Genomic DNA, 13,167 nt, shown 5'->3' on the forward strand with positions numbered 1-13,167 from the left:
CTTCCGCAACGGTGCTTCCTCAACGGTTGACCGAGGCCAGCGCGCGCTCGCGGCGGGCCGCGACCGCCGAACCGGACTCGCGGCGGGCCATGCGCCGCAGGATCACCGGCGCCAGCGTCAGGCCCAGCACCGTCCAGAAGGCCAGCACGCCGAACGTCTCGAGATGCCGCCAGGAGTGGGTGAGCTCGACCGCCGACATCGAGTCGGGCAGGAACACCGAGCGCATGCCCAACCCTAGCCAGTACATCGGGAAGAGCTGCCCGACGGCCTGCACCCAGCCCGGCAGCGCGGTGATCGGGTAGAAGATGCCGGAGATCGCCACCAGCCCGAAGATCGGCAGCACGACCAGGCCCATGTTGCGCGGGTTCTCGAAGAGCGCGCCGACCACCGCCCCGATCGGCATGGTGGCCAGGAACGCCAGCGGGATCAGCAGGGCCAGCATCAGCCAGCCGGTCGCCGTCACGCGCAGGCCGTCGCCGACCACCAGCAGTCCGGGAACGAGCTGGATCAGCATGCTGATCAGCGTCATGCCGCCGACCACGACCGCCTTCCCGATCAGGTACGCGCTCATCCCGTTCGGCGTCGCCTTGGCCCGCAGCAGCGTGCCGTCCTCCCGCTCGACCACCAGCTGCTGGGCCACCGTGAGGAGGCCGCCGAACGCCAGTCCCATCCCGAGCACGCTGGGCAGGGTGCTGGCCCCGAGCGAGAAGGTGGTGCCGGGCACGTGGGCGCCCCGCATGAAGAAGACCGTGGCGAGCAGGATCACGGCCGGGAAGAGGTACGCCCAGAGGTCGGTCGGTGTCGTCAGCGTCTGCCGCAGCTCGATGCCGCCGCGGGTCACGCCGTTGCGCAGGGTCGAGATCATTGGGTGCCCCCCTCGGCGGTCAGGACGAGCTTCATGTAGGTGTCCTCCAGGCTGTTGCGCCGCACCTCGAGGTCGCCGATCTCCTCGCCGAACTGCAGGAAGAGCTGCCGGACGAACGCGGTCGCGTCCTGGGCCGAGTGGACGAACCGCTGCCCGTCCCGGGTCCAGCGGATCTCGGCGTCGCCGGCCACCTGCCGGGCCAGCTCGTCGGCCGAGCCGTTGGCGATGATCCGGCCGCCGGCCAGGATCACGATGCGGTCGGCCAGCTTCTCCGCCTCGTCGAGGTCGTGGGTGGTGAGCAGGATCGTGGTGTCGTCCACATCGGTCAGCCGGTGGACCAGGTCGTGGAACTCGCGCCGGGCCGCCGGGTCGAAGCCGACCGTGGGCTCGTCGAGGAACAGCAGCTCGGGGCGGCCGACGATGCCGATCGCCACGTCCAGCCGCCGCCGCTGGCCACCGGAGAGCCGCATGACCCGCTGGTTCGCGAGCGGGGCGAGGCCCACCACGTCGAGCAGGTCGTCGACGGGCCAGGGGCGGCCGATCCGATCGGTCGAGTACGGCGCGTAGTACGTACCCAGGTGCTTGAGCAGATCGCGCACCCGCCACTTGCCATGGTCGCGCCAGGATTGCAGAACCACGCCGATGCGGGCGCGCCAGCGCTCACCGGCGCCGGCCGGGTCGAGGCCCAGCACGCTCACCTCGCCGGCCGACCGCATCCGGAAGCCCTCGAGGATCTCGATCGTGGTGGTCTTGCCCGCCCCGTTCGGCCCGAGCAGCGCGAGCACCTCGCCACGCCGGGCCGTGAAGCTGACGCCGGAGAGCACGTCCTTCGTGCCGTAACGCATCCGCAGATCACGGACGTCGATGACCCGCTCCTCGGCCGGCGTGTCGGCGCCGACGTCGAGAGCCCCCGTCAAAGTCATTCCTCCCATGTCCAGCACGGTATCAAAGTTGTAGTAGATGTACTACATTCCTTCGCATGCCTTCTGTCGATATCGTGACTACGGGAACGGGTCCCGGGCTGGTCGTCATCCCGGGCACCACGCGGCGGGCGCGGCACTATGCGAGCCTGGCGGCGGCGCTGGCCGACGCGTACACGGTGCATGTGATCGAACGGCGCGGGCGGGGCCGCAGCCCGGCGCAGGACGACTCGTACGGGATGGAGACCGAGGTCGGCGACGTGCTCGACGTGCTGGCGGCGACCGGCGCGCGGCAGGTCTTCGGGCACAGCTACGGCGGGCTGATCGCGCTGCACGCGGCGATGCGGGCCGACCTCGACCGGGTGATCGCCTACGAGCCCGGGGTCAGCGTGCACGGCTCGATGCCGTCGGCGTGGCTGCCCGAATACGAACGGCGGCTGGCGGCCGGGCAGGACGCGCGGGCGATGGTCCACTTCCTGCACGCGATGGACTTCGTGCCCGGCGGTCCGGTCGTCACCGCCCTCACCTTCGTGATGCAACGCTGCACGGCCGAGGGGCGGGACACGCGCGCGGTGCTGCCGACGGTGATCCGCGAGCAGCGGGTGACGGCGGCGCTCGACTCGGACGCGACCCGCTACACGGCGGTCACCGCCCCGGTGCTGCTGCTCGGCGGCGGACGCTCCCCGGCGTACCTCCAGGAGGTCTTGCCCTTGCTGGTGGAGACGATGCCGAACGCGAAGGTCGTCGTGACGCCCGAATTCGACCATAACGCCCCGGACTTGGGCGCCCCCTCGGCCGTGGCGGGGCTCATTCGCGCGTAGCGGTGATCGTGTTGATCGCCTCGGCTGGATACGCTGGTGCGATGGGGATCAAGCAGGTGAGGGCGCTCACCACGACGCTGCCCGCGGTCACCTGGATTCCCCTCGCTCGCGCCCACGCCGAGCGGGCCGACGAGATGACCGCCGGCCACCGCGCCCGCCGCGCCACCGGCGAGAAGCACGCGATCGAGGACTTCCTCTACGACTACTACGGCACCCGGCCGGCGTTGCTGCGCCGCTGGCATCCCGGCATCGGCACCGGCCTCGCGCCGGCTCCGTCGGGCGTGGCCGAGCACGCCGGCTGGAAGTTCTACCTGACCTATCCGGACGGTGTGGTCACGCTCGACCAGGACGCGTTCCTGCACGCCCGCGGCGAGAGCGTCCGCTACATCCACGGCCTGCTCACCGCGACGTCGTCCCGCCCGGTCTTCTCCGGCTGCTTCGGCCTGCACGAGTGGGCGATGGTCTACCGCGCGCCCGAGCACCGCCATCCGCTGCCGCTGCGGCTGGGCCAGGCCGAGACCGACCGGGTGGTCGAGCAGCACCCGATCCGCTGCACGCACTACGACGCGTTCCGGTTCTTCACGCCCGAGGCCGTCGGTCTCAACCGCCTGCAGCCCACCCGCGCGACGCAGGTCGACCTCGACCAGCCCGGCTGCCTGCACGCCGCGATGGACGTGCACAAGTGGGCGCAGAAGCTGGGGCCGGCCGTGCCCGGAGCGCTGGCCCTCGACTGCTTCGCGCTGGCCTCCGACATCCGCTTGCTGGACATGCAGGCCAGCCCCTACGACCTGTCTTCCTACGGCCACGAGCCGGTCAAAATCGAGACCCCCGAGGGCAAGGCCGAGTACGTCGCCCGGCAGCGCGAGTTCGCCCGGCGCGCGGCCGCCTTGCGGGCCCGTCTGATCCGGGTGTGCGAGGAGTTGCTCGGCCCCGAGGGGACGGCCCGTAGCCGTGAGGCCGTCGCTCCCTTCAACCGTCGCTAAGCCGCCCTTTGCTCTGCTCACCGATACGCGCCAGGGCGATCACCGACCGGCGCCGGCCGGCTCCGCCGCCGCGTCCGGTCCGCCGCGGCCGGAGCCGCGTAGGGCGCGCCGTGCCCGGCCCTCACGTCCCCACCCGGCCCTGATGCTCCCGCCCGGCCATCATGCGTCAGCCCGCGCCCGACGCTCGCGCCCCAGCCCGCGCCCGACGCTCACGCTCCAGCCCGCGCCCGGCCCAACGCCCCAGCGCGCGCCCGACGCTCGCGCCCCAGTTCGCACCCGGCCCCCCATGCCCCAGCCGGCCGCGCACGATGCCGCTTCCGGCCACCGTTTCAAGCCTGCCCAGGCACACCCAGCCCGCCGTGCCGGAAGCCCACCGGCCGCCGCTCGCACCCCGCCCCTAACTGGGTGGGCCGACCGTACCTCCCGGCTACGACATTTCCGGCCGGCCGTCCACACGGCGCCTCCCCCCGCGTGCGGTGCGAAGCGCCACCCAGGAACGCGCCGCCCAGAGCAATGGAGAATTCGCGCCCGGCACGCGGACGAACTTTTCAAGATTCGCGTGGAGAACCGCCCAGCAGCGGCTGGACGCTGATGCGAACGATTCGAGTCGGCGGCCTGGGAACGCTGCACGCCGCGGCTGCCGGCCGCGCGTATCGGTAAGCAGAGCGATGCGCGGGCCGCGGGCGGGTGCGCGTATCGGTAAGCAGAGCAAAGGGCGCCGCGGGGTCTCAGTCGCTCGGGTACGAACGCCGGTTGCGCTTCGTCTCGCCGCGGCGCTTTTTGTCGGCGATGCGCCTCTCGACCGAGCCCTTCGTCGGCCGGGTGGCGCGGCGAGCCCGGGGCGGCGGCGCGATCGCGGAAGCGACCAGTCCGGCCAGGCGCTCGGCCGCGGCCTCGCGGTTGCGCAGCTGGGAGCGGAACTCCGAGGCCGTGATGGTCAGCACCCCGTGGACGAGGCGATGCCCCAGCCGGGCCACCGCGCGCTCCTTCAGCATCGGCGGCAGCACGGTCGAACCGGTCAGGTCCCAGGACAGCTCGACCCGGGAGTCGGTGGTGTTGACGCCCTGGCCGCCGGGGCCGCCGGCTCGGGAGAAGCGCCACGCCAGCTCGGCCGCCGGGATCGTCAGGCGGTCGTTGACGCGGAGATCCTCGAGCACGTCCAAAGCATGCACTCTTACCGGCGACGCCGCCACGCGGTTAGGACGACGCCGCCACGCGGTTAGGAGGCAGTATGGGTGGGTGACGTCACCCAGCGCGCCGGTCACCACCGGCTATCCGTGGCCTATCGAAACCACGCGACTGGCTAACGGCCTCCGGGTCGTGGTCAGCGAGGACCGGAGCTCACCGGTCGTCTGCGTCAACCTCTGGTACGACGTGGGCTCCCGGCACGAGCCCGCGGGCCAGACCGGCTTCGCGCACCTCTTCGAGCATCTGATGTTCGAGGGCTCGGCGCACGTGAAGAAGACCGAGCACATGCGCCTGGTGCAGGGCAACGGCGGCTCGCTCAACGCGACCACGAACCCGGACCGCACCAACTACTTCGAGACCATGCCGTCCGAGCATCTCGAGCTGGCGCTCTGGCTGGAGGCCGACCGGATGGGCGGTCTGGTGCCGGCGCTCACCCAGGAAACGCTGGACAACCAGCGGGAAGTGGTCAAGAACGAGCGTCGCCAGCGGTACGAGAATGTCCCGTACGGCGATGCCTGGCTCCGCCTCTTGGAACTGCTCTACCCGCCCGGCCATCCCTATCACCACGCCACGATCGGGTCGATGGAGGACCTGAACGCGGCGAGCCTGGACACGTTCAAGGCGTTCCACCAGCAGTACTACGCGCCGAACAACTGTGTGCTCACGGTAGCCGGCGACGCGGGCTTCGACGAGGTGAGCAAGCTCGCCGAGAAGTACTTCGGCGCCCTCGAGCCGGTGCCGGACATCCCGCCCGCGCCCAGCGGCCACCTCCCCGGGCCGGCGACCACGCCCGTGCGCGAGACGGTCACGGCCGCGGTCCCGGCGGCGCGCCTCTATCTCTCGCACCGCACGCATCCCTTCGGAACCAAGGGGTACGACGCGATCACGGTGCTCGCCACGGTTCTGGGCAACGGCCGGGGCAGCCGGCTCTACCAGCGGCTGGCCGACGGCAAGCGGATCGCCCAGCCCGACTACATCGGCTCGTACGGCGTCGACCTCGCGCACGCCCCGGCGCCGCTCATCATCACGGCGACCGCCAAGGACGGCGTGGCCGTCGAGGAGCTCGAGGCGGGCCTGGCCGAGGTGGTCGGCAGCCTGGTCAGCGAGCCGGTCACCGAGGAGGAGCTGAGCCGGGCCAAGGCGATGCTGACCACCGCCTGGTGGCGCTCGCTGTCCACGGTGGGCGGGCGCGCCGACACCCTCGGCCGCTATGCCACTCAGTTCGGCGACCCGGCCACCGTCGCGTACCGCCTCCCGCAGTGGCTGGCGGTCACCGCCGACGACGTCACCGAGGCCGCCGCGTACGCCCTGAAGCCCGAGTCCCGGGTCACCCTCACGTACATCCCGGAAGGTAAGGACGCATGACGCTGGTTGCCAACCGTCCCGAGGCGGGCCCGGCCCGGCCGTACGAGTTCCCGGAGATCCGCCGGGTCAGCGTGGCCGGCGGCACCGTGGTCGCCGCCCACCTGCCCGGCCAGCTCCTGGCCAGCTCGATGCTGATGCTCGACGCCGGCGCCGCGCACGAGGCCGACGGCCGCGAGGGCACCGCCACCGTGCTCGCCAAGTCACTCGAGGAGGGCACCACGAGCCGCGACTCGGCCGCCTACGCGCTCGCGCTCGAGGGCCTCGGCGCCGAGCTGTCGGCGTCGGTCGACTGGGACTCGTTCCGGGTCGGCGTCTCGGCCCCGGTCCCGCTGCTGCTCGACGCCGTACGCCTGGCCGCCGAGGCCACCCGCACCCCGCGCCTCGACGACGCCGACGTGACCCGGGTGCGCGACGACGAGGTGACCGCGCTGCGGATGGACTGGGCCCAGCCCGGTCCCCGCGCCGACGCCGCCCTGCGCGCCGACCTGTTCGCCGGTCCGGAGCCGCGATATGCCCGGCCGCTGCACGGCGATCCGGCTTCGGTGGCCGCCGTGACCGTGGACGACGTGCACGCCTTCCACCGCGAGTGGCTGCTGCGCCCGGGCGTGCTGCTGGTCGCCGGCGATCTCGACACGCTCGACCTGACCGCGCTCGGTGAGGCCGCCTTCGCCGGCGCGCAGGGCGAGCCGCTGCCGGTCGAGGGCCCGCTCGGCGTGCCGGTCCGCGACCACCGCCGCACGATCCTCGTCGACCGGCCGGGCTCGGTGCAGTCGACGCTGCGGATCGGGCACCGGGCGCCGGAGCGGGCCACGCCCGACTACGTGCCGATGACGCTGGCCGCCACCGTGCTCGGCGGCGCCTTCACGTCCCGGCTCAACCATCTGATCCGCGAGGTCAAGGGCTACACGTACGGCATCCGCGGCAGTTACGCGATGACCCGCCGCTTCGGCCGCTTCGAGGTCGCCGCCGGCGTGCAGACGGCGGTGACCGTGCCGGCGATCGCGGACACGATCGGCGAGATCGCCCGCACCCAGCTCGACGGCGTGACCGAGGACGAGCTCGCGGTCGCCCGCTCGTGGCGGGCCGGTCAGCTCTCGGTCGAGATGCAGACGCCGGGCGCGATCGTCGGGGCGCTGAGCACGCTGGTGCTGCACGGCCTGCCCGACGACTACTACCCCTCGCTGCGCCGGCAGTACCTGGAGTCGACCGTCGAGCAGGTGTCGGCGGCCGCCGCCCGGTACCTGCACCCCAAGGGCCTGACCCTGGTGGTGGAGGGCGACGCCGCGGCGATCCGGGACGAGCTGACCGCCGCCGAGATCGGCGAACTGGTGGACGCCGAGCTGTAACGCGACGAGCTTGCCGTGCCCGCGCCGTGAATGCCCTGTGCAGACGTTGTGTGCGAGGCGAAATCACGGTCCGGGCGCGGCTAGCCTCGCGATCATGACGATCATGAGCGTGGGGACCGGCCGCCGGAGAGGAAGACTCGCGGTGACCCTGCTGATCTGGCTTTTGATCGTGCCCGGCCTGTTCTGGGCGGCGATCCGGCTCGGCGGATGGGAGCGCGGCTGGCTGATCGCCCTGCTCGCCTACACGCCGTTCGTGGCGGCCTGGTCGGTGCTGCCGGCGATCCTGGCGCTGGCCACCCGAAGGTGGACGGCGGCGGCGGTTGCGGTGGCGGTGGTGCTCTCGTTCGCGGTCTTCGTGCTGCCGCGCGCGTTCCCGGGCGGTCGCGGCCCGGCGGCCGGCAGCCCGCTGACGGTGATGACCAGCAACATGCTCTTCGGCGGCGCCGACCCGGAGGCGATCGTGCGGCTGGTGAAGGACAACGACGTCGAGGTGCTGGCGCTGCAGGAGTTCACGCCGGAGGGGCGGGACGCGCTCGACCGGGCCGGCCTCGGCGCTCTCCTGCCCTACTCGTCGCTGGACCCGGTGGAGGACTCACCCGCGGGCTCGGCGGTCTACTCGCGCTACCCGATCGGCGAGGCGGGCGTCCGGCTCAACGAGGGTGGCTTCCGGCAGGCGTACGGGATGATCCACCCACCCGGCGCGACGCCGCTGCTCGTGGAATCGGCGCACCCCCTCGCGCCCTCCCGGCCCGAGAACAACGGCCTCTGGCGCCGCGATCTAGCGGCCCAGCCCGTGCCCGACCCGGACGGCCCGCCCCGCATCCTGCTCGGCGACTTCAACTCCACTTTGGACCACGCGCCGCTGCGGCGGCTGATCGCGCGCGGCTACCGGGACGCGGCCGCCGCCACCGGGCAGGGCCTGACTCCGACCTGGCCGTTCTACGAGCATCCCGGCATTCCCCCGGCGACCATCGACCATGTGCTGGTCGACAAGCGATTGGGCGTACGGGCGATCAGCGCCCACACCGTTCCCCACACCGACCACCGAGCGGTCGTCTGCCGGCTGACCATCCCCGCTGTGCCGTAAGCGACGCCTGGTCCTCGGGACGGCGCGAAAATCCCGGGCAAGCGGATGATGGCTGCGTGACCACGCGTCTTGTCGCCCCCGGCGACGCACCGGAACTGGCCGCCCTGCTCGTCGCCAACCGCGACTTCCTCACCCCGTGGGAGCCGTTCCGCAGCGAGGAATACTTCACCGCCGAGGGCCAGCGCGCCTACCTCGAGGACATGCTCCGGCAGCACGACGCCGGCTCCCACGTCCCGCACGTCATCGTCGAGGACGACCGGATCGTCGGCCGGATCACGCTGAGCGGCATCGTGCGTGGCCCGTTCCAGTCGGCCAGTCTCGGCTACTGGGTGGCCAAGGCGGCGAACGGCCGCGGCGTGGCCTCGGCCGCCGTCGCCGGCATCACCCGTCTCGCCTTCCGGGAGCTCGGCCTGCACCGGGTCCAGGCCGAGACGCTGGTGCACAACGTCGCGTCGCAGAAGGTCCTGGAACGCAACCGCTTCCGCCGCTACGGCCTCGCCCCGCGCTACCTGAAGATCAACGGCGACTGGCGCGACCACATCATGTTCCAGCTACTGAGCGACGACCCCGAGTGACTTCGGCCGGGCCGCCGGCCAGGACGTCGCCCAGGAAGCGCACGATCGGCTCGGCGGCGCGCCGGTCGGGATCGAGATCGGTGTTGTAGACGCCGACGCTCAGCCCCCGGCATCGCGGCGATTCGAGGGCGCGCCGCACGATCGACGTCAGCTCGGCCCACGAGAGCCCACCGGGCATGACGGGATCGGTCGCCGCGTCACAGGCACCGAAGTCGCTTCCGCGCAACACATCCAGGTCGACGTGCACCCACCAGGCCGGGGCATGTCGATCGAGGTGATCGGCGACCTCCTCGGCCAACTCGGGAAGGCGGCGATGGACCTCGTCGGCGGAATGCAGCCGAACCCGACCCGCGATGGTGGGCACTCCGAGCGCGTCGCGATAGCCCTGATCCCGCTGGCCGACCAGCACGGTCGCGTCGGGATCGAGGGCGGCCACGCGCCGCCCCAACGCCGGGGCACCGCCGCCGGTGAGCCCGAGGAGCAGCGCGATCTCCATGTTGGCGGCCTCCCCGTCCGGCGACGACTCCATCGGGGTCGCGTCCTCGTGGCCGTCGAGAAGAAGCAGGCCGGCGGCGCCGCACTCGGCCCGCAACGCCGGGAGGGCGCCGAGCAGCACCGCGCAGTCGCCGCCGTAAAGCAGCGGGAAACGCCTCTCCTGCAGTGAATCGCGAACCCGGTCGTGGACGGCGTCGACCATGGCCACCAGCGCCGGCTCGTTGAGGAAGCCGCCCGGACCCCGGGTCGGTTGCGGATCCGGCCCGGTGATGTTCGGCGTGACGATCGCGGTCGGCACCGCGCCGGCCAGTCCGGCACCGCGCAGGACGGCCGGCGCGTGCGCCTGTCCCCGGCTACGCCCCGAGCCGTCGAAGCACACCCCGATCATGTCCACCATCTCGCCCTCCGATCGTCGCGGCGGTCGATGCCCATATTCGGATGACGGAGGCCGATCCGCGACCTAACCTTGGCCGCATGATGCGCAGGTTCGCCACGACGACGCCGGGATGTCCCGGCGTTGATCGGCTCTGACCTGTCGACCCCGGGCGAGATGCCCGGGGTCGCGTCGTCGATCGCTCCCGATCGACTGCTCCCAGGGGTCTCGCCCACTTCCGCGAGGAGACCTCTGATGAACATCGACCACCGCAAGCTCGGCCGCGAGCTCGACCTCTTCGACTCCGATCCGCTGATCGGCGCCGGGCTGCCGTTCTGGCTGCCGGCCGGCGCCGCCGCCCGTTACGAGGTGGAGTCCCACCTGCACGAGCTCGAGCGCCGCGCCGGCTATCAGCACGTGTACTCGCCGGCGATGGGCAAGCGGCAGATGTACGAGCTGTCCGGCCACTGGAAGAACTTCGCCGACGACATGTTCCCGCCGATGGCCCTGGGCGGCGACGAGCTCGTCCTGCGGCCCAGCCTCTGCCCGCACCACGCGCTGATCTTCAAGTCCCGCCAGCGGTCGTATCGCGACCTGCCGCTGCGGATCGCCGAGATCGGGCCGATGTACCGGGCCGAGCGCTCGGGCGTGCTCGGCGGCCTGTCCCGGGTGCGGTCGATCCAGCTCAACGACGCGCACAACTTCTGCGCCCTCGACCAGGTCGGCGCCGAGGTGGCCGGCGTGCTCCGGCTGATGCGGAAGGCGCACGCGGCGCTCGGCATGTCCCCGTCCTCGGTCCAGCTCTCACTGCGCGGCGAGTCCGGCAAGTACGCCGGGAACGACAAGATGTGGGCGCGGGCCTCGCAGCTGCTGCGCGACGCCCTCGACGAGTCGGGGATGCCGTACGCCGAGGCGCCGGGCGAGGCCGCCTTCTACGGTCCGAAGATCGATATCCAGGTACGCGACGTGGCCGGCCGCGAGTGGAGCATCTCGACCATCCAGGTCGACTTCCACATGCCGGCGCAGTTCGACCTGTCCTACGTCGCCGCCGACGGAAGCCGGGAACGGCCGGTGATGGTCCACCGCAGCCTGGTCGGCTCGATGGAACGGCTCTTCGGCCATCTCATCGAGGTGCACCAGGGCGCCTTCCCGATCTGGTACGCGCCGGTGCAGCTCGACGTGCTGCCGATCTCGGCCGACCAGTCGGCGGCGGCCGGGCGGTTCCGGCAGGCGGCGATCGAGGCCGGGCTGCGGGCCGAGGCGCACCACGACGGGTCGATCGGCGCGCGCATCCGGCAGGCGTCCGAGCGGAAGATCCCGTACGTGGCCGTGATCGGTGCGCGCGAGGAAGCGGACGGCCTGGTCGCGCTTCGGATGCGCGACGGACGTCAGGTCCCCCCGATGCCGGAGGCGGAGGCGCTCGCGATGATCGCCTCCGCCGCCGACGCGAGCCGCAGCGGTCCGGGCGGTCAGGCCGGCGCCGAGGTGCGGGCCAGGCCGTAGGTCAGGGCGTCGACGAGCGCCACCCAGCTGGCCTCGACGATGTTCTCGTGCACGCCGACCGTGGTCCACTCGCGCTCGTGGTCGCCGGTCTCGAGCAGCACCCGGGTGACCGCGTTGGTGCCGTGGCTGCCCTCGAGGATGCGCACCTTGTAGTCGGTCAGCTCGACGGTCCCCAGCTGCGGGTAGTGCGAGGTCAGCGCTACCCGCAGCGCCTCGTCGAGGGCGTTGACCGGACCGTTGCCCTCGGCGGTGGCGATGACCCGCTCGCCGCGCACGCGCACCTTGACGGTCGCCTCCGAGACCACCGAGCCGTCCTCGCGGTGCTCGACCTGCACCCGGTACGACTCGAGCGCGAACGGGCGGACGTAGCCCTCGCCCGGCAGCTCGCCGCGCACCAGCAGCTCGAAGGAGGCGTCGGCCGCCTCGAACGACCAGCCGCCGGCCTCGAGGTCCTTCACCTTCTGCGTGATGGTGGTCAGCGCCTCCGGGTGGCCGGCCAGGTCGAGTCCGAGCTCCCTGCTCTTGAGCTCGATGCTGGCCCGGCCGGCCATCTCCGTCACCAGGATCCGCATGTCGTTGCCCACCACTTCGGGGTCGATGTGGTTGTAGAGCAGCGGATCCACCTTGATCGCACTCGCGTGCAGCCCGGCCTTGTGAGCGAAGGCGGCGGCCCCGACGTAGGCCTGGTGGGTGTCGGGGGCGATGTTGGCGATCTCGGCGAGCGCGGTGGAGACCCGCGTCGCCTTCTCCAGGCACCCGTCCGGTAGGACCGGCAACCCGAGCTTCAGCTGTACGTTGCTGACCGTCGCGAACAGGTCGGCGTTGCCGGGGCGCTCGCCGTACCCGTTCGCCGTGCATTGGAAGTGCTTGACGCCCGCCTCGACCGCGGCGATGGTGTTGGCGACCGCACACGAGGTGTCGTTCTGGCAGTGGATGCCGAGGCGGTCGGCGCTCACCCCGGTACGCGCGACGACCTCCTCGATCGCCTTGGTGACCATCGACGGGAGCATGCCGCCGTTGGTGTCGCACATGACGACCCGCTCGGCGCCCGCCTCGAAGGCCGCGCTCACCACGCTCGCCGTGTACGCCGGGTCGTAGCGGAACCCGTCGAAGAAGTGCTCGCAGTCGAGGAAGACGCGGCGGCCGTTCTCGACGAAGTAGCTCACCGTGTCGCGGACCATCGCCAGGTTCTCGTCGCCGGTGGTGCGCAGCGCCCGCTCGACGTGCCGGATGTCGGACTTGGCGACCAGGCAGACGACCGGGGTGCCGGCGTCGAGCAGGGCCTGCACCTGCGGGTCCTTGGCCACGTCGACGCCGGCCTTGCGGGTCGCGCCGAACGCCACGAGCACCGCGTTCTTGAGGTCGAGCTCGGTCTTGGCCCGTTCGAAGAACTCGGTGTCCTTGGGCATGGCGCCGGGCCAGCCGCCCTCGATGAAGCCCACGCCGAACTCGTCCAGCAGCCGCGCGACCGCCAGCTTGTCGGCGACCGAGTAGCTGATGCCCTCGCGCTGCCCACCGTCTCGCAGCGTCGTATCGAAGACCTGGTAGTCCATGGGAGCTTCTTCCCTTCCGAGGATTTGACGACCCAACAAAAAGACCCCCCGCGGTCGCGGGAGGTCTGCGCATCGGCGAGAGGTCAGCCGACG

The 13,167-nt window shown here is 71.8% G+C and carries 12 protein-coding genes; 7 read left to right on the plus strand and 5 right to left on the minus strand.

Going from position 1 to position 13,167, the window contains the following annotated elements:
• Positions 1-19 precede the first annotated feature (19 nt).
• Positions 20-865 (minus strand): ABC transporter permease, encoded by an 846-nt coding sequence (locus ACQP2F_RS40220; RefSeq protein WP_433297144.1) that lies wholly within the window; start codon positions 863-865, stop codon positions 20-22.
• Positions 862-1,710 carry an ABC transporter ATP-binding protein gene (locus ACQP2F_RS40225; protein ID WP_433307796.1) on the minus strand — a complete coding sequence of 283 codons (849 nt, stop codon included), beginning with the start codon at positions 1,708-1,710 and terminating at the stop codon, positions 862-864. Before ACQP2F_RS40225 ends, ACQP2F_RS40220 begins: the two co-directional genes overlap by 4 nt.
• A 134-nt stretch (positions 1,711-1,844) precedes the next feature.
• Between ACQP2F_RS40225 and ACQP2F_RS40230 the strand changes: the two genes are divergently transcribed.
• Both ACQP2F_RS40230 and ACQP2F_RS40235 read left to right on the plus strand, forming a co-directional pair.
• Positions 1,845-2,606, plus strand: a complete 762-nt coding sequence (locus tag ACQP2F_RS40230; RefSeq protein WP_433297146.1) for an alpha/beta fold hydrolase — start codon at positions 1,845-1,847, stop codon at positions 2,604-2,606.
• A gap of 41 nt (positions 2,607-2,647) precedes the next feature.
• Positions 2,648-3,589: a 3-methyladenine DNA glycosylase gene (locus tag ACQP2F_RS40235; RefSeq protein WP_433297148.1), complete on the plus strand. Its 942-nt coding sequence runs from the start codon at positions 2,648-2,650 to the stop codon at positions 3,587-3,589.
• Between the two features lie 728 nt (positions 3,590-4,317).
• Here ACQP2F_RS40235 and arfB read toward each other — a convergent pair.
• Positions 4,318-4,746 (minus strand): alternative ribosome rescue aminoacyl-tRNA hydrolase ArfB, encoded by a 429-nt coding sequence (arfB, locus tag ACQP2F_RS40240; protein WP_433297150.1) that lies wholly within the window; start codon positions 4,744-4,746, stop codon positions 4,318-4,320.
• Between the two features lie 82 nt (positions 4,747-4,828).
• Here arfB and ACQP2F_RS40245 point away from each other — a divergent pair, with 82 nt between their 5' ends.
• From ACQP2F_RS40245 to ACQP2F_RS40260, 4 genes are all read left to right on the plus strand, one after another.
• Positions 4,829-6,142: a M16 family metallopeptidase gene (locus ACQP2F_RS40245; RefSeq protein WP_433297152.1), complete on the plus strand. Its 1,314-nt coding sequence runs from the start codon at positions 4,829-4,831 to the stop codon at positions 6,140-6,142.
• The gene (locus ACQP2F_RS40250; RefSeq protein ID WP_433297154.1) at positions 6,139-7,488 is read left to right on the plus strand and encodes a M16 family metallopeptidase; all 1,350 of its coding nucleotides are present in this window, start codon (positions 6,139-6,141) and stop codon (positions 7,486-7,488) included. The genes ACQP2F_RS40245 and ACQP2F_RS40250 overlap by 4 nt, the downstream gene beginning before the upstream one ends.
• Positions 7,489-7,591: 103 nt before the next feature.
• A complete protein-coding gene (locus tag ACQP2F_RS40255) occupies positions 7,592-8,575 on the plus strand; it encodes an endonuclease/exonuclease/phosphatase family protein (protein WP_433307798.1) in 984 nt (327 codons plus the stop codon).
• 56 nt (positions 8,576-8,631) lie between these two features.
• The gene (locus ACQP2F_RS40260; protein WP_433297156.1) at positions 8,632-9,150 is read left to right on the plus strand and encodes a GNAT family N-acetyltransferase; all 519 of its coding nucleotides are present in this window, start codon (positions 8,632-8,634) and stop codon (positions 9,148-9,150) included.
• Here the strand turns inward: ACQP2F_RS40260 and ACQP2F_RS40265 are convergent.
• Positions 9,116-10,042 (minus strand): arginase family protein, encoded by a 927-nt coding sequence (locus ACQP2F_RS40265; RefSeq protein WP_433297158.1) that lies wholly within the window; start codon positions 10,040-10,042, stop codon positions 9,116-9,118. The two genes, ACQP2F_RS40260 and ACQP2F_RS40265, sit on opposite strands and share 35 nt — an antisense overlap.
• A gap of 231 nt (positions 10,043-10,273) precedes the next feature.
• On the opposite strand from ACQP2F_RS40265, the gene thrS reads away from it, so the two are divergent.
• On the plus strand, positions 10,274-11,521 hold the full coding sequence (gene thrS / locus ACQP2F_RS40270; RefSeq protein ID WP_433297160.1) for a threonine--tRNA ligase: 1,248 nt from the start codon (positions 10,274-10,276) through the stop codon (positions 11,519-11,521).
• Here the strand turns inward: thrS and cimA are convergent.
• Positions 11,488-13,074, minus strand: coding sequence for a citramalate synthase (cimA, locus tag ACQP2F_RS40275; protein WP_433297162.1), 1,587 nt, complete (start codon positions 13,072-13,074; stop codon positions 11,488-11,490). The genes thrS and cimA overlap by 34 nt on opposite strands.
• Between the last annotated feature and the right edge of the window lie 93 nt (positions 13,075-13,167).

Source organism: Actinoplanes sp. CA-030573, from assembly GCF_050951115.1.
GTDB lineage: Bacteria > Actinomycetota > Actinomycetes > Mycobacteriales > Micromonosporaceae > Actinoplanes.

Coding starts and splice junctions, on each gene's coding strand:
- ACQP2F_RS40220 (WP_433297144.1), bottom strand. CDS start 865: ATGATCTCGACCCTGCGCAACGGCGTGACCCGCGGCGGCATCGAGCTG.
- ACQP2F_RS40225 (WP_433307796.1), bottom strand. CDS start 1,710: ATGCGTTACGGCACGAAGGACGTGCTCTCCGGCGTCAGCTTCACGGCC.
- ACQP2F_RS40230 (WP_433297146.1), top strand. CDS start 1,845: ATGCCTTCTGTCGATATCGTGACTACGGGAACGGGTCCCGGGCTGGTC.
- ACQP2F_RS40235 (WP_433297148.1), top strand. CDS start 2,648: ATGGGGATCAAGCAGGTGAGGGCGCTCACCACGACGCTGCCCGCGGTC.
- ACQP2F_RS40250 (WP_433297154.1), top strand. CDS start 6,139: ATGACGCTGGTTGCCAACCGTCCCGAGGCGGGCCCGGCCCGGCCGTAC.
- ACQP2F_RS40255 (WP_433307798.1), top strand. CDS start 7,592: ATGAGCGTGGGGACCGGCCGCCGGAGAGGAAGACTCGCGGTGACCCTG.
- ACQP2F_RS40265 (WP_433297158.1), bottom strand. CDS start 10,042: ATGGTGGACATGATCGGGGTGTGCTTCGACGGCTCGGGGCGTAGCCGG.
- thrS (WP_433297160.1), top strand. CDS start 10,274: ATGAACATCGACCACCGCAAGCTCGGCCGCGAGCTCGACCTCTTCGAC.
- cimA (WP_433297162.1), bottom strand. CDS start 13,074: ATGGACTACCAGGTCTTCGATACGACGCTGCGAGACGGTGGGCAGCGC.